Origin of the sequence: Pseudomonas sp. SMV71 (assembly GCF_052042015.1) — a bacterium.
Classification (GTDB): Bacteria; Pseudomonadota; Gammaproteobacteria; order Pseudomonadales; family Pseudomonadaceae; genus Aquipseudomonas.
This window is the reverse complement of record NZ_JBKGGU010000002.1, coordinates 218,739-234,773: the sequence shown is the minus strand read 5'-3', so window position 1 is coordinate 234,773 and position 16,035 is coordinate 218,739. Positions and strand designations below refer to the sequence as shown.

Sequence of the window (16,035 nt, the reverse complement as noted above, 5' to 3'; positions counted from 1 at the left end):
AACAGGAAGCTTTTCATGCCCAGCCCCATTGGTTATTCATTCTCCTCGCCCGCCACGCTGACCGGCAACGCGCAAATCGACAGCTTGCTGTTTGGCACCTACTGGTTGGGCAATACCTGGACCACCGGCACGTACACAACGCCCTTGACGTACAGCTTCATCAACGAAAACTCGCGTTTCTACATCAACTACAGCGATACGGATGAACCTGACGCCGCCTACATCCTGACGCCGGCACAGCAGACCGGCATTATCAGCGCAGTGGAAAAATGGGGATCGGTTGCCAATATCAAGTTCACCCAGGTCAGCGAGACCTCGACCAATGTCGGTGATCTTCGATTCGGTGGTTACCTGGACATGGACAGCGATACCGCCGCCTGGGGCTATTTTCCCGATAACGCCCCAAGCGGCGGCGATGTCTGGCTCGGTCCCGTGACTGACAACCCGAATCCGGTCAAGGGCACTTACGACTACCTGGTTTTCATGCATGAGATCGGCCATGCCCTGGGTCTCAAGCACCCGTTTTCCCCAAGCCTGTCGAATTCCACGGTGCTCGCTGAACAGTTGGATGACGTGCGCAACACCATCATGAGTTACAACACGCCGTATTCCTACGAGCCGACGACGCCCATGCTCCTGGATATCGCGGCCATACAGAGTCTCTACGGGGCCAACACTCAATGGCAGACCGGCGATAACAACTATAGCTGGTCGGCGAATCAATCGGTTTTCGAGACGATCTGGGACGCAGGCGGCATTGACACGATCGACGCGAGCAACCAAAGCGGCGTGGTGCGCATCAACCTCAATGAAGGCCAGTTCAGCAAGATCGGTCAGGCGTTCACCGATTTCTCCACACAGACGGCATTCAACGAAGGGCTGGCGATAGCTTTCGGCGCCAAGATCGAAAACGCGATCGGCTCGAACAACGACGATACGCTGATCGGCAATGGGCTGGCCAACGTGCTCAACGGCCTTGGCGGCGCGGACGCCATGACCGGCGGGGCGGGTAACGACACTTACGTCGTCGACAACCTGGGCGACACCGTCAGCGAAACCAGTACCCTGGCCAGCGAGATCGACACTGTCATTTCCTCTGTGAGCTGGAACCTTGGCGCGAATCTGGAGAACCTGACGCTGACCGGCGCAGCGCCCGTCGATGGCAGCGGCAACGACCTGAACAATATCCTGATCGGCAACGCAGCCAATAACGTGCTCAGCGGTGGCGCAGGCAACGACATTCTCAATGGCGTCGGGGGTATCGACACGCTGATCGGTGGCACCGGCAACGACACCTACGTGGTTGACAACCTCGCCGATATCATCAGTGAGACCAGCACCCTGGCCGGGGAAATCGATACGGTTCACGCTTCGGTGAGCTGGAGCCTGGGCGCGAACCTGGAAAACCTGACGTTGACAGGGGCCAACGCCATCAACGCCATTGGCAACGATTTGAACAACCAACTGACTGGCAATACCGGCGACAACGTCCTGAACGGGGGGGCGGGTAATGACAGGCTGGTCGGTGGCACCGGCAACGACACCTACGTGGTCGACAGTCTTGCGGATGCGGTCATCGAGACCAGCACGTTGGGCAGTGAAGTCGATACGGTGCTTTCCTCGGTGAACTGGAGCCTGGGTGCCAATCTGGAAAATCTCACGTTGACCGGTGCGGGTCTGATCAACGGGATTGGCAACGCCCTGAACAATGTGCTGATCGGCAACTCCGCCAATAATGTGCTTGAAGGCGGGGCTGGCAATGACATTCTCAACGGCGTCGGTGGCAACGACACTCTGGTTGGAGGCACTGGCAATGACACTTATGTAGTCGATGACGCGCTGGATGCCGTCCGCGAGACCAGTACCCTGGTCAGTGAAATCGATACCGTGCGCTCGTCGGTGAACTGGAGTCTCGGGGCGAACCTGGAAAATCTGACGCTGACCGGCGCTGCGCTTGTCAACGGTATCGGCAATGACCTGAACAACGTCCTGATCGGTAACGCTGCCAACAACGTGCTGATCGGTGGCGCAGGCAACGACATACTGAACGGCGTCGGCGGCGCCGACACCTTGATCGGTGGGGTTGGCAACGACATCTATGTGGTCGACAATCTCGCCGACATCATCAGCGAAACCACCACTGTGGCCAGTGAAATCGATACGGTCCAGGCTTCGGTGAGCTGGAGCCTGGGCGCCAATCTGGAGAATCTGACGCTCCTGGGAACAGGCCTCATCAACGGCACCGGCAACGCTTTGAACAACGTCTTGGTTGGTAACGCTGGCAACAACGTGCTCGACGGCGGTAGCGGCATCGATACGTTGGTCGGCGGCACCGGCAATGACACCTACGTGGTCGACAATGTCTCGGACATCATCACCGAGACCACTGCTCAGTCCAGTGAGATCGATAGCGTGCTTTCCTCTGTCAGCTGGAGCCTGGGCGCCAACTTGGAAAACCTCACGCTGGCCGGCACAGGAAACATCAACGGCACCGGCAACGATTTGAACAACGTGTTGATCGGCAACGCCGGCAATAACGTGCTGAGCGGTGGGGTGGGGAGCGACGTACTGAACGGTGTCGGGGGTAGCGATATCCTGATTGGCGGCACCGGCAACGATGTCTACGTGGTGAACGACTTGACGGACAGGGTCAGCGAAACCAGCACTCTGGCCACTGAAATCGATACGGTGCGCTCGTCGGTGACGTGGGTGCTGGGCGCCAATCTGGAAAATCTCATCCTGACCGATGGTGATGCTATCAACGGCGTTGGTAATACATTGAATAACGTGCTGACCGGTAACATCGGCAATAACGTGCTGGATGCCGGAGCAGGAAACGACAGGCTCGACGGCGGTGCAGGCAATGATGTCCTGCTGGGCGGCATCGGCACTGACTTGCTCATAGGGGGCTTAGGCGCCGACCGGTTCCTGTTCACTGCGTTGAACGAGTTGGGCAAGGGCAGCGCCAGCGATACCATTTCCGATTTCAGCAGCCTTCAGGGCGATAAAATCCATCTGATACTGGACGCCGATGCCCAGACGCCATTGATCGACAGATTCAGTTTCATCGATTCGAATGAATTCACCGGGGCAGGCCAACTGCGTTTTGTCGATCACGTACTCTACGGCAACGTCAACGACGACCTGGGAGCGGATTTCGAAATCCAATTGGTGGGTGTCAATAGCCTGAATGCCGGCGATCTGATTGTCTGATAAGGCGACCTTGAGACGGGTAAACCAGGCGCCGCTCATTGAGCGGCGTTTTGGTCTTTAGGCGTTTAGCAGTGCTGGCGCTGCCGGCAAAGCCTTGACGTTCGGCTGCAAAAGACAGCGACCCTAATGGTGCGTCTTGGGACCCAGTAATCGATCGATGGCACCCGCCATCATGTTCTCCACGAGCGTGTCGCGCTCTCGCCCATCCGATGCGTCCTATTCAGGCAATTGAACCTTAGCCGAATGAATCTTCCCGCTAAAAACACGAAAGCCAAAGGTGTTATAGAAGAAAGTCACCGGCATCAGCAGGGCAAAACCGATCAGCATAAAGGTCTGGCTGGTCGCGCTGGCGGCAGCAGCCTGGAGAGTAAGGTTGGGCGGGACGATCAGTGGGAAGATCGTAATTACCATCAGTGCGAACCCGAGTACAAACAAGCTGAGCGCGCAGATCAGCGGCAATAAGTCGTAGCGGCTTCGAAAGCTGGCCCAAAAAGCAAGAAACACCGTGAGCCCCGCCCCGGCTGTTGAGTACATCACGACAGGGTTGGAAAGTCGCTGTGCGTAGTCTGGGTTCAGCGTGGACGTCCAGATGAGCAATATCGTCATCAGCACGAGCGTGGCGACAGACAGCCGTTGTGCCTGCCTGCGCGACGTTTGTTGCAACGCTGATTCGGTTCTCCAATACAGCCAACACGCGCCCAGCCACGCATAACCGACGACCAGCACGCCCGCGCAGTACATGGCGAAAGGGCTGACCCACTCCCAGCCTGTTCCGCTGAATTGCCCGTCCTGGTTGGGGATGCCTTGCACCAGCGTTCCCAAAGCCGCGCCTTGGCATCCCCCAGCGATCAACGATCCGCATAGGTGCAGCGCGTCGATGCCCCGCTTGATGACAGGGTTATCGGTGTAGTCGCGAAATTCCAATGCCATCGCGCGGACGATCAGTGCCAGGAACATCGCAATAAACGGCACGTACAAAGCAGGTAATAAAACCGCATACGCCAGCGGGAACAATGCCAGCAGTCCTCCGCCGCCCAGAACTAGCCACGTTTCGTTCGCATCCCAGATGGGCAAGATGGACACTGCCATGGCACGCCGTCGTTTTGCGCACGGCGTCAGTCCCAACAGGATACCCACTCCCAAGTCGGTACCGTCGAGCAAGACGTAGCTGAGCACCGAGAATGCGAGCGCCGCAGCTGAAAGCACAATGATCACGTCACCGTCCAGCATAGGCGTCCCTCATGACTTGCCGATTTCGTCAGCAAGCGTCGGTTGCGGTCCTTGCTCTCCTGCCTTGGCAGGGTGATGCAAAATGCGCAGCAATACCCACAACCCGATGCCGAACACCACCAGATAAAAGAACAGAATCGTAACGGTGGAAGCTATGACCTGGTCACTGGAGACGGCTGACGCGCTGTCCGCCGTGCGCAGCGAGCCGTAGACCGTGAAGGGCTGTCGGCCGACTTCGGTGACCACCCAGCCACTGATCATGGCCACGAACCCGGACGGGGCCATCAGCAAGCAGCAACGCTGCATCCAGCGCGAGCTGTATAAGCGTTTGCGATAGCGCAACACCAGGCTGGTGATTCCCAGCACCAGCATCAGCAACGCCAGGCCCACCATTACCCGAAAGGCCCAGAACACGGTCGCAACAGGGGGGATGTCCTGAGACGCAAATTCAGTCAGCGGCTTGATCGTGCTGTTCAGGTCGTGACGCAGATACAGCGAGGCGATGCGTGGTATCGCCAATTCGAAATGATTTCGTTGCAGGGCCATGTCTGGAAATGCAAACAGACGTAGGGGCTCGCCGGTGCCGGGAGCAGGACGCGTCCACGCACCTTCCATCGCGGCGACTTTTTGCGGCTGGAATTTCAAGGTGTTTTCGCCGTGCAAGTCGCCTACGACAATTTGCACCGGCGCCAACACTGCGACTGCCCACAGCGCCATCGAAAACTGCACGCGGGCACGCAGATTGGTCGAGTCACGTAGCAGTTGCCACGCACTCGCCCCCGCGATCATCAAGGCGGTGGCCAGGAAGGTCGCCAGCATCATATGAGTGAAACGATAGGGAAAAGAGGGGTTGAATATGATTGCCCACCAGTCCTGCGCGACAAATCGGCCATCGGCCCCGATGCCGAAGCCACGGGGTGTGTGCATCCAGGAGTTGGCCGACAGGATCCAGAATGCGCTGATGATGGAGCCGACGGCCACCGCGCAGGTGGCGAAGAAGTGCAGGCCTGGTCCCACCTTCTTCATGCCGAACACCATAATGCCGAGAAAACCCGCCTCAAGAAAAAACGCGGCCATCACTTCGTAAAACATCAGGGGGCCGAGGATTTCTCCCGCCTGGGTGGAGAGGCGCGACCAGTTGAGGCCGAACTGATATTCAAGCATGAGCCCTGAGGCCGTACCGATGGCTACATTGAGTGCGAATATCTTCAGCCAGTACTGGTAGATATCCAGGTACATCTGCTCTCGGCGCCAAAGCCAGAGGGCTTCCAGGACCAGAAGAAAATTCGCCAGACCGATGCTGAATGCCGCCAGCACAATATGGAAGCTGATGGTCACCGCGAACTGGATTCGCGCCGCCATCAGTCCCCACTCGACACTGTCCATATCGGTTCCTCTGCTCGGTAACCCTCTACACGACCTGGTCCTTTTCAGGGACCGCTTGATCGAGATCGTCAGCATCCGGTTCAGCCGGTATCAGGATGACAGGCACCGATTTCGCAGCCGGAACCTTGCTGCGTTTAGCGTAGTGCCAGAGAGGGACCAGCGGATTGGATTCAGGATAGTAGGAGGCCGCGCATCCTTCCGGAATGTCATAGGCAATGATCTGAAATGGCCCGACTTCGCGCCTGACTTCTGGTTCGATGGCTGTGCGCAAGCGTACCCAGGCACCCGGCGCGAAGCCCAGGCGCACAATGTCGTTGCGGTTCATAAACACGACTTTGCGAGTGCCTTTCACACCCCTGAAGCGATCATCGTAGCCGTACACCGTCGTGTTGAACTGGTCGTTGCTACGCAGCGTCATCAGTTGCAGGACGTCTCGGCCCGCTTCGCCCTTTGAGACATCATCGTCTTCGTCGAGCGTTTGCGGGGTGATGAACTGGGCTTTCCCGGAAGGCGTAGCCCATTGGCGCTGAGCTGCGGCCAGCGGCCGATGAAACCCACCGGGCTCCCACATGCGCGCCTCGAAATCATGGAAGATTTCCGGATACACCTTGCTGATGGCTTCGCGAACGAGGGCGTAGTCATGCCGCCAGTGCAACCATGGAACAGTGGCCGTGTCACCCAGCGTAGCGTTGGCCAACTCCGCAATGATCGCCGCCTCTGAGCGCAGTTGCTCACTGGCCGGTTCTGCGTTGCCGCGCCACGCGCGAATGCAACCGGTGCTGTCCTCGGTGGTGTACGCCTGCTCAATGCCCAATTGCCGGTCGATCTCGATGCGTCCCAGGCAGGGCAGCAGCCAAGTATGTTCGCCAGGCACCAAATGCGTGCGATTGAGTTTGGTAGCGATCTGTACGTTGAGGCGAAGCGCCGCCCACGCGGGCTCCATTCGACAGGTATCAGGAACGGCACGCAGAAAGTTGCCTCCGAGCCCGATGAAGCCCTTCACGCTTGCATCAAGAATCCCCTCGCAAGTGTCTACGGTCGTCAGCCCTTTGCGCTCAGGAACAGTGAAGCCGAACAAGGCCTCCAGTTTGTCCTTGGGGACCTTTGCAGGGTCCTCGGTAATTCCGACGGTTCGCTGCCCCTGTACGTTCGAGTGACCTCGTACGGGACAGATGCCGGCTCCCGGCTTACCTATATTGCCACGCAGCAACAGCAGATTGATCAGCATCTGTACGTTGCCGACACCGTGTCTGTGCTGGGTCATGCCCATGCCGTAGACGATCATCACCTTCTCGCTGCGCGCGTAAACCGTGGCTGTAGCCTCCATGGCGCTGCGGGTCAGCCCGGATCGCTGTTCCAGCTCATTCCATGAATAACCGCGTACCTGCTCCACAAAGCGGGGGAAGCCGTCCGTATGTTGCGTGATGAAGTCGTGATCCAGGACGCTCGGCTCGCCGCTTTGTTTTGCCCGCTCCTCCATGTCGAGGAGCGCCTTGGCGACGCCCATGACCGCCGCCGTATCGCCACCGATAGCCACCTGGTGATATTGCGTGCTGATGGCGGTCGATTTCGGGCCGAGCATTTCGACAGGTGACTGGGGGTTTACAAAGCGCTCCAACCCACGTTCGCGGATCGGATTGAAGGTGATGATCGGAACCTTGCGCTTGCGCACCTCTTGAAGCGGATGGAGCATGCGTGGGCTGTTGCTGCCGACGTTCTGTCCGAAGAACAAAATGCAGTCGGTGTGCTCGAAATCGGCCAGGGTGACCGTACCGACAGGCACTCCGATGCTTTCTTGCAAACCCACCGAGGTGCTTTCATGGCACATGTTGGAGCTGTCGGGGAGATTGTTCGTGCCAAAGGCGCGGGCAAACAGCTGATACATGAATGACGTTTCGAGCGAGGCGCGCCCCGAGGCATAGAAAACGACCTCGTCCGGGCTCAGGGTTTGTAACTGTTTAGCGATAGCGTTGGTTGCCGCTTCCCATGTCGTCGTTACGTAGCGATCAGACTCAGCGTCGTAACGCATCGGATGGGTGAGACGACCGTGCTGTTCGAGATCGAAATCCGTCCAGCCGCGCAGTTCGGTCACCGAGTGAGACTGGAAAAAATCGGGGCCGCTGCGTAACGACGTCAGTTCCCACGCGGTGGCTTTGGCACCGTTTTCGCAAAACTCCAGAGCGTGGGGATCGCCAGGCTTGGCCCATGCGCAACTGACGCAGGCGAAACCCTGCGGTTTGTTCTGCTTGATCAAAGCGGCGCCGCCTTTGATGAAGGCCTGCTCACGCCAAAGGATGTTCATCACCGAATGGGCCGATCCCCAGCCGCCCGACGCTGAGGTGTAAGGTCGAAAGTGTGAAGTGCCGTGAATCAACCTCATGTCAGACCTCGTCTCGTCATTATTTGTATCTAGACGTTACGAGTGGGGCGGTGCGCCTGAAGTTCGCAGATTCTGCCCGATGGTCCGAGTTCTTCGGCCACGGTCCTGCGGCCGGCGCGATAGGCATGCGCGGCGATCTTGCATCCGTGTCTGAGGGGGTGGCTTAGAGACTGTCCGGATCGCCGAAGAACATCTGAATCCGCGACCTCAACCAACGCTCCCCTGGATCGTTATCCTGTGAACCGCGCCAAGCCATGTGCAGTTCGAAACTGCGCACCGGGATGGGCGGGTCTTCAGCGCGCACGCCACCAGCGGCGGTCAGGGCGTCGGCAGTGTAGTCGGGCACGGTGGCGATGATGTCGGTGCCCGACAGCAGCGTACTCAGGCCGTTGAATTGCGGCACGGCCAGGACGACGTGGCGCTTGCGCTCGAGTTTTTCCAGTTCTTCATCGATGAAACCGCTCAAGTCGCCGGCGAAAGACACCAGCGCGTGGGGGCGGGCGCAGAACTCGTCCAGGGTCAGGCGTCCCGGTGCGGTATCGGCCCGCAATACCTTGGGCGAGCTGCGGCGCAGGACCTTGCGTTTGGCGTTGGCCGGCAGGTCATCGGTGTAGCTCACGCCGATGGAGATTTCACCGGACGCCAGCATGCTTGGCATCAGGATGTAATTGACCCGGCGCACGACCAGCACGATGCCGGGGGCTTCGGCGCGCAGGCGCTTGAGCAGCATCGGCAGCAGGGCGAACTCGGCGTCGTCCGACAAGCCGATGCGAAACACCGACGTACTGGTGGCCGGGTCGAACTCGGCGGCGCGGCTGACGGCGGTAGAAATCGAGTCCAGCGCCGGGGAGAGCAGGGCGAAGATCTCCACCGCCCGGGCCGACGGCTCCATGCTGCGGCCGGTGCGCACGAACAACGGGTCATCGAACAGACTGCGCAGGCGGGACAGCGCGGCGCTGATCGCCGGTTGGCCGAGGAACAATTTCTCGGCGGCACGGGTCACACTGCGTTCATGCATCAATGTTTCGAATACGATCAACAGGTTCAAGTCGACACGCCGCAGGTCATTACGATTCATCTGGGGTCCTGGCTGATTCGGTAAGCTTGACGTGGGCGGCCATATGGGAACAATGGCCGGCATGAATCTTACGGGGAAAGGCTGGTACTCTGCACTGGCTAATTCGGGTTTCACACGGATAAAACCGACAAGGACGGTTCATTTTCTTGCTGCGGAATCAATGACAGGCATGTCGACTATTAATAGCCACTGATGGTCTTGGGTACAAAGCCCGGATAGAGTTCATGGCATTAGAGGTTACTTTGACGAGGTTTGCGATGTCCCGCACGATCCGTTTTCACAAGTTTGGTGGTGCCGAGGTGCTCAAATGCGAAGAGCACGTGGCGGCCCTTCCTGCGCCAGGAGAAGTGCAGGTCCGTGTCGAAGCGATCGGCGTCAGTTGGTACGACACGCTGTGGCGCCAGAACCTGGCGTCCTCCCAGGCACGCCTGCCTTCAGGCCTGGGCCATGAGATGGCCGGGGTGATCACGGCGGTGGGCGACGGGGTCGACGATCTGGCCGTGGGCGACAAGGTTGCAAGCTTCCCTGCCGAAAGCGCGAACGATTACCCGGTCTACGGTGAGATTATCGTGCTGCCGCGCACCGCGCTGACGCGTTATCCCGATGTGCTCAGCCCGATTGAGGCGGCGGTGCATTACACACCGCTGTTGATCGCCTATTTCGCCTATGTCGATCTGGCGCGGGTCAAACCCGGGCAGTTCGCCCTGGTCACCGATGCCAGCCACTGCGCCGGCCCATCCTTCGTGCAATTGGGCAAGGCCCTGGGTGTGCGGGTAATCGCCGCCACGAAGACGGCAGACGAGCGTGAGTATCTGCTATCGCTGGGGGCTGAAAAGGTCATCGTGACCGAGGAGCAGGATTTGCTCATGCAAATCAACAAGCTCACCGACAATCGCGGCGTGGATGTGGTGTTCGATGGTCTTGGCGGACCGCAGATGTCGCTGCTCGGCGATGTACTGGCGCCCCGTGGCAGCCTGGTGCTGTACGGCTTGCAGGGTGGTAACCAGACACCATTCCCGGCCTGCGCGGCGTTCCAGAAGAACATCCAGTTTTTCGTGCACTGCATCGGCAACTTCACCGGCAAGCCGGAACTGGGCATCATTCAGGACCAGGTGGCGTTGCAGCGCGCATTGCGCGATATCAACCAACTGACGGCTGATCGTGTGTTGTTGCCCCTCAAGACCCGGGTCTTCCCATTCGCCGAGTTCGTCGAGGCTCACCGCTACATGGGCGAATGCCCTTGCCGTGAACGTGTTGCCCTTCAGGTGGTCGACCCTACCTGATTCCTGTCTTGCGCAAGAGTCATTCTCCAGACTCTTGCGCATCCCCGTGGGCAATCCCGATCGTTTCCCTTCGGTCATCCTTCCAGACGCTCGCGGCTGCAAACCCTTGCCGCACACGACGATCCTTGAGCATTATCGGGCGAAGCACTCGAACCTGGCGCCATCCGCCGGCCCCCATCTGAACTGGTTTTTGCCTTTAATCTGTATCTTCTAATCATTGTTTAAGTCCTGATAATTGAATGCTGATTTCAATTCTCAAGGACGAAGTCGTGGTGCGGTATAACTTTTTCGCAGGTCGGCATTCTTCAACTCACGCCCCAGGCACATTTGCGTGTGCGGCTTTCTATCGGCTATGGGGAAAGCCGGGAGTGGTAGACGGCCGATTGAACTTAGGCATGTTCTTTAATTCTCGTACTCGTTGTCTGTGGGATGTTGTCGGAAATCTCCTAGGACGCGCCATCCAGTCGACACAGCCCAGCTTTTCTGCGGCCTACAGGCTGATGAGGGAAGTGTGCGGGGCGACACCCCCTACTTGTATCAAATAATTACGGCAGCAAGACATGCCGTATTACCAATACTCTCTACAGCACTAGAACAATCATCTAGACCAACACGTCGCGCAGTCACGTTGGTGCAGGTGCGGCGCCGATAGTTGAATCTCCAGGTAAATAGCTATGAGTGCAATTCATGAACAAGCAATGATTCACGTGTATCAACAGGTATTGCAGCGCCTGTTGAGTTTTTATTCCCGGGGGGAACGAACCGCGTTGCAGTTATTGATCCAGCGTTTGATTGTTGCCGCAGGGGGCATCGAGCGGATTGGCGATTATCGGGTGCTGACGGTCCAGAACGGCAGCCGGGAGAGCTTCTATGTGCTGACCGCCCTGCGCGCCGCGCAGTTGAGTATCGCGGGTCGGCATCCAGTGACGTTTACCTTGCGTGTCGCCACGCCTCGCCTGAGCGAGACCAGCCAGGCGACCCTGGAAAACATACACCGCTGCTACAGCGCGTTATTCGTCTATGACGATCCCCGTGTCGAGTTGCTGATGGCCGACAACCGCGAAGTGATGCCGTTCAACCATAAGCAGCCGCTGTCGGAGGCAGGGCACCATGCCAACCGCATGGACATGCTGCTGGTGGGGCACCTGCGCCCGGTGGACGGTCCATTGGAGATTGGTGACGAGGGCTACCTGGCGATGGCGGAATTCTATCGGCACATGGCTCGCTGGGACGCCGGGGTGGACTCATTGATTACCAACAACACACCGCGCCAGCAAAAACAGTTCATGTCGGGACTGCGTCGTGCAACACGCAAGATCGGCCTGACAGTCGACAATATCAGCAGCTTCGACAGCCTCATTGCGCAGCTCGATACCTTGGGCGGCGATCCCTACAAGCATTTCTACGGTCCGGAGCACCACGGCGCATGGAAGCCGGAGGCGCAATTCCAAGCCTGCCGGCGCGTCAGCCACATCGGTATCGACGACCTGACCGTGGACCGTTCGGAGGGCACCAACTGGCCGCTGTTCAGCGAATTCCTGCGGGTGCAGACCGAGCAGTTCATTTCTCCTGCGCCCGAGAACGGCAATCTCAGCCCATTGCTCCTGGCTCATCTGCACGGCTTGCAGGCGTGCTACCTGCAAGGGCGCAGCTATGAGACCGGTTATGGCGATTATGTGCAGCGGGCAATCATGATCATGCACCGCAAGCAACTGCCGAAACACGCGTGCGAACAAGCCCGGCTGTTGTTTGGTTCGCCGGCCCTGGTGCCCGAGCGCCGTGCCCAGGCGGCCGAGGACGCGTACAGAATCCTCGGGCTCAATGAGACGCAACTGGTATGCATGCTGTTCGCGCCGTTCGTGGAGCAGGGCGCAGGCATGGAGAATTTCCTGCGGTGCTGCCATCCCGGCATGCTCGTGGCGATGCCGGACCTGCACAAGGCCATGCAGGGCGCGCCCATCGCTGACCAGGTGACGCAGTGGATGGTCGAGGTCAGCGGCCTGCCTGTCGATGTGCTTGGCAAGCTGTACCAGGCGAACGTCGCGCAACCTGAACAGGCGCAAATCCAACCGGGAAGCGACCTGCAACAGGCAATTGACGGCGTCGATACCACGGAAGCCGGGCAGCACGCCGACGGATCTTGCGAACGTTCGGCCAGGCATTGAGGTATCAGGTTTGACCGATTCCTTCATCCTGTATCCGGCCGGTGCGTCCGACATGGGGCCCTGGCCGGCTGTAGGCCATTTGCTCGGGCCGATCCCATGAAAGGCGGTCGGGAGACAGGCTTTGCCTACCAGGCGGTCTACCGGTACCTGACTACGCTGATCAACGAGATGGGAAGCGATGCCCGGGTGCGCCTGCCATCGCTTCGACAACTGGCCGACCGGTTGAACGTGTCGATTTCCACCATCCAGTACGCCTATTCCTTGCTGGAGAAGGAAGGGCGGGTCTATTCCATCGCCAAGTCCGGTTACTACGCACTGCCGATGCCCAGCATGACACCCGTCGATGGCGGAGGCGACCTGCTTGAGACCTTGTACGTCAATGCGCGGCGGCCCGGCATGCGGGTGTTGAGCACGGATGAGCCGGCGCTGATCCAGCCCTTGGATAGCCCTCTGTTGCTGCTCGAGCGGGAACTGTTGCGCCAGTATCCGCGGACCGCGCAGACGCCTCCGCAACCCTGGGGTGAACTGGAACTGCGAACTGCATTGGCGGCTCGCTATACCTCTTCGCCGGCTCGTTGCTGGAATGCCGATGATGTGTATATCGGTGCCGACTTGCGCGGAGTCCTGGAAATCCTGATCGCCGCACTGTCCTTGCGGGGTGCTGTGGTATTGGTCGAATCACCCTGCGATTGGGCGGTCTTGCGGTTATTGCAAGGCGCCGAGGTCAAGGTGATCGAATTGCCCCTGTTGGCCAGTGGGGAAATTCCCATCGAGCACCTGGAGCAATTGCTTGTCAGTGAAATGGTACATCTGGTGGTGCTGTCTTCAACCCTGAACATGCCCAGGGCGACATTTGCCTGTGAGGCAAACCGCCGCGCCGTTGCGCAGTTGCTGCAACGCCATGGCACCTGGGTGCTGGAGAACGACAGCTACTCTGAGCTGGCGTTCGAGGCCGGGATCACACCCTTTCGGGACCTGCTCGACCCGGAGCGACTGATCGTCTACTCCACCTTCGAGAAAACCATCGGGGCAGAGGCACCCTATGGCTACGTGTTGTCACGGCAGTTGACCTTGAATCTGCAACGCCATTTCCTGCTTCGTGCGTTTCGGTTGTCGCCGATTCGCCAGAAAGCCATCGCCCGCCTGTACAGCAACGGCCGGATCGACCAGCACCTGCTGATCCTGCGGCGCTTGCTGCGCGAAAGCGCCGTTTCGGCGACGCAACTGCTCAGGGAACGACTGGGGGATAGCCTGCAATGGGCCGAGCCCCAGGGTGGCGCGACGATCTGGATCCGCTCGACGCGTCGGGTGGACCTGCGACGGGTTTTCCATCGACTGCTGGCTCAGAGGATCGTCATTGCGCCGGGGGAACTGTTCAGTCTCCAGGGGATGTACGGGCAACATCTGCGCCTGACCCACGCGTTGGGCGGTGCCGAGGACCTTGATCTGGTGCTCGGAGCGCTGGCCGATGCCTTGCGGCTCGAACAATCCTGATGGCGACGATGGATCGAACTCATCGCGCCGGGGTCGAACTGTCAGTAAACTGCATCCCATTTCCTGAGCCACTCCATCCAGAGGTTTTGCATGACAGTCAGTCCATTTGCGGGCAAGCCGGCACCGGCAGAGTTGTTAATCGATATCCCGCGACTGGTGACGGCCTATTACACCGGCCGCCCCGATGCCTCGATTGCCACCCAGCGTGTGGCGTTCGGCACCTCCGGTCACCGTGGCAGCTCTTTCGACCTGGGCTTCAACGAATGGCACGTTCTGGCGATCAGCCAGGCGATCTGCCTGTATCGCCAGGCGCAGGGCATCGACGGGCCATTGTTCGTCGGCATTGACACCCATGCATTGTCGACCCCTGCAGGCGCCAGTGCGCTGGAAGTATTCGCAGCCAATGGCGTGACCGTGATGATCGCCGAGGGCGATGATTACACCCCGACCCCAGCGGTTTCCCACGCCATTCTTTGCTACAACCGTGGCCGCACCTCGGGCCTGGCGGACGGTATCGTGATTACCCCGTCCCACAATCCCCCGCAAAGCGGCGGCTATAAGTACAACCCCACCAATGGCGGCCCGGCCGACACTCACATCACCAAGTGGATCGAAGCCAAGGCCAACGAACTGCTGACCAACCAACTGGCCGGCGTCAAGCGCATCAGCTACGAGCAGGCGTTGAAGGCAGAAACCACCCACCGCCACGACTACGTCAACAGCTACGTCGCGGACCTGATCAATGTCATCGATTTCGACGCCATCCGTGGCGCCGGGCTGCGCCTGGGTGTCGACCCGCTGGGTGGCGCAGGGGTGCGCTACTGGCCAGCTATCGCCGAACATTACCGTCTGGATCTGGATGTGGTGAACACGGCTGTCGATTCGACCTTCCGTTTCATGACCGTCGACTGGGATGGTCAGATTCGCATGGATCCGTCTTCCAGCCACGCCATGCAGGGCTTGATCGGCTTGAAGGGACGCTTCGACGTCGCCTTCGCCTGTGACCCGGACCATGATCGGCATGGCATCGTGACGCCATCCGGCGGCCTGCTGGCTCCGAACAATTACCTGGCGGTATCCATCGATTACCTGTTCCAGAATCGCCCGCAATGGCGCGCCGATGCCGCAGTGGGCAAGACAGTTGTCAGCAGTGGCCTGATCGACCGCGTAGCAAAACGCCTGGGCCGGCGCCTCTATGAGGTACCGGTCGGTTTCAAATGGTTTGCCGACGGTCTGTTCGACGGTTCCCTGGGCTTCGGCGGCGAAGAAAGCGCCGGCGCCTCGTTCCTGCGCAAGGACGGTGGCGTATGGAGCACCGACAAGGATGGTTTGATCCCGGCATTGCTGGCGGCTGAAATGACTGCTCGCACCGGGCGTGACCCCAGTCAGGCCTACCGCGCGCTGACCGAGGAGTTGGGCGAACCGTTCTCGGTGCGCGTCGACGCCAAGGCCAACCCGCAACAGAAAGCGTTGCTGAGCAAACTGTCACCGGAGCAGGTGTCATCCACCGAGCTGGCTGGCGAGACGATCCAGAGCATCCTCAGCCACGCGCCGGGCAATGACCAGGCCATTGGCGGCCTGAAGGTGATGACTGAAAACGGCTGGTTCGCGGCGCGTCCATCGGGCACCGAGGACATCTATAAGATCTACGCCGAAAGCTTCATCGGTGATGATCACCTCAAGCAGTTGGTGAGTGAGGCGCAGACGTTGGTGGATGGGGCTATCAGCGACCAATAATCCGAACCTGTAGCGGGGACGCTTGCCTGTGGCAAGGAAGTTACTGTGGCGAGGGAGCTTGCTCCCGCT

9 protein-coding genes are annotated in these 16,035 nt (G+C 59.3%); 5 read left to right on the top strand and 4 right to left on the bottom strand.

Features of this window, described 5'->3' with window-relative positions:
• Positions 1 to 15: 15 nt before the first annotated feature.
• Positions 16 to 3,213: a M10 family metallopeptidase C-terminal domain-containing protein gene (locus ACLEJQ_RS02910; protein WP_440792001.1), complete on the top strand. Its 3,198-nt coding sequence runs from the start codon at positions 16 to 18 to the stop codon at positions 3,211 to 3,213.
• A 216-nt stretch (positions 3,214 to 3,429) separates the two neighbouring features.
• On the opposite strand, the gene cydB is transcribed toward ACLEJQ_RS02910, so the two are convergent.
• From cydB to ACLEJQ_RS02890, 4 genes are all read right to left on the bottom strand, one after another.
• Complete coding sequence (gene cydB, locus ACLEJQ_RS02905) at positions 3,430 to 4,443, bottom strand: cytochrome d ubiquinol oxidase subunit II (RefSeq protein ID WP_440791999.1); 1,014 nt, start codon at positions 4,441 to 4,443, stop codon at positions 3,430 to 3,432.
• A 9-nt stretch (positions 4,444 to 4,452) separates the two neighbouring features.
• Positions 4,453 to 5,829: a cytochrome ubiquinol oxidase subunit I gene (locus ACLEJQ_RS02900; protein WP_440791997.1), complete on the bottom strand. Its 1,377-nt coding sequence runs from the start codon at positions 5,827 to 5,829 to the stop codon at positions 4,453 to 4,455.
• A 25-nt stretch (positions 5,830 to 5,854) separates the two neighbouring features.
• The gene (locus tag ACLEJQ_RS02895) at positions 5,855 to 8,209 is read right to left on the bottom strand and encodes an FdhF/YdeP family oxidoreductase (protein WP_440791995.1); all 2,355 of its coding nucleotides are present in this window, start codon (positions 8,207 to 8,209) and stop codon (positions 5,855 to 5,857) included.
• Positions 8,210 to 8,372: 163 nt separating this feature from the next.
• Positions 8,373 to 9,287, bottom strand: coding sequence for a LysR family transcriptional regulator (locus tag ACLEJQ_RS02890; protein WP_440791994.1), 915 nt, complete (start codon positions 9,285 to 9,287; stop codon positions 8,373 to 8,375).
• A gap of 257 nt (positions 9,288 to 9,544) precedes the next feature.
• Between ACLEJQ_RS02890 and ACLEJQ_RS02885 the strand changes: the two genes are divergently transcribed.
• The 4 genes from ACLEJQ_RS02885 to pgm all read left to right on the top strand — a co-directional run bounded on the left by ACLEJQ_RS02885 (position 9,545) and on the right by pgm (position 15,966).
• Complete coding sequence (locus ACLEJQ_RS02885; RefSeq protein ID WP_440791992.1) at positions 9,545 to 10,570, top strand: zinc-dependent alcohol dehydrogenase family protein; 1,026 nt, start codon at positions 9,545 to 9,547, stop codon at positions 10,568 to 10,570.
• Positions 10,571 to 11,244: 674 nt separating this feature from the next.
• Positions 11,245 to 12,735 carry a hypothetical protein gene (locus ACLEJQ_RS02880; RefSeq protein WP_440791990.1) on the top strand — a complete coding sequence of 497 codons (1,491 nt, stop codon included), beginning with the start codon at positions 11,245 to 11,247 and terminating at the stop codon, positions 12,733 to 12,735.
• A 96-nt stretch (positions 12,736 to 12,831) separates the two neighbouring features.
• Positions 12,832 to 14,229, top strand: coding sequence for an aminotransferase class I/II-fold pyridoxal phosphate-dependent enzyme (locus tag ACLEJQ_RS02875; RefSeq protein ID WP_440791988.1), 1,398 nt, complete (start codon positions 12,832 to 12,834; stop codon positions 14,227 to 14,229).
• Positions 14,230 to 14,319: 90 nt separating this feature from the next.
• Entirely contained in the window at positions 14,320 to 15,966 is a 1,647-nt protein-coding gene (gene pgm / locus ACLEJQ_RS02870) for a phosphoglucomutase (alpha-D-glucose-1,6-bisphosphate-dependent) (RefSeq protein WP_440791986.1), read from the top strand.
• The last annotated feature ends 69 nt before the right edge of the window (positions 15,967 to 16,035 follow it).

Coding starts and splice junctions, on each gene's coding strand:
- ACLEJQ_RS02895 (WP_440791995.1), bottom strand. CDS start 8,209: ATGAGGTTGATTCACGGCACTTCACACTTTCGACCTTACACCTCAGCG.
- ACLEJQ_RS02910 (WP_440792001.1), top strand. CDS start 16: ATGCCCAGCCCCATTGGTTATTCATTCTCCTCGCCCGCCACGCTGACC.
- ACLEJQ_RS02885 (WP_440791992.1), top strand. CDS start 9,545: ATGTCCCGCACGATCCGTTTTCACAAGTTTGGTGGTGCCGAGGTGCTC.
- ACLEJQ_RS02880 (WP_440791990.1), top strand. CDS start 11,245: ATGAGTGCAATTCATGAACAAGCAATGATTCACGTGTATCAACAGGTA.
- ACLEJQ_RS02875 (WP_440791988.1), top strand. CDS start 12,832: ATGAAAGGCGGTCGGGAGACAGGCTTTGCCTACCAGGCGGTCTACCGG.
- cydB (WP_440791999.1), bottom strand. CDS start 4,443: ATGCTGGACGGTGACGTGATCATTGTGCTTTCAGCTGCGGCGCTCGCA.
- ACLEJQ_RS02900 (WP_440791997.1), bottom strand. CDS start 5,829: ATGGACAGTGTCGAGTGGGGACTGATGGCGGCGCGAATCCAGTTCGCG.
- ACLEJQ_RS02890 (WP_440791994.1), bottom strand. CDS start 9,287: ATGAATCGTAATGACCTGCGGCGTGTCGACTTGAACCTGTTGATCGTA.
- pgm (WP_440791986.1), top strand. CDS start 14,320: ATGACAGTCAGTCCATTTGCGGGCAAGCCGGCACCGGCAGAGTTGTTA.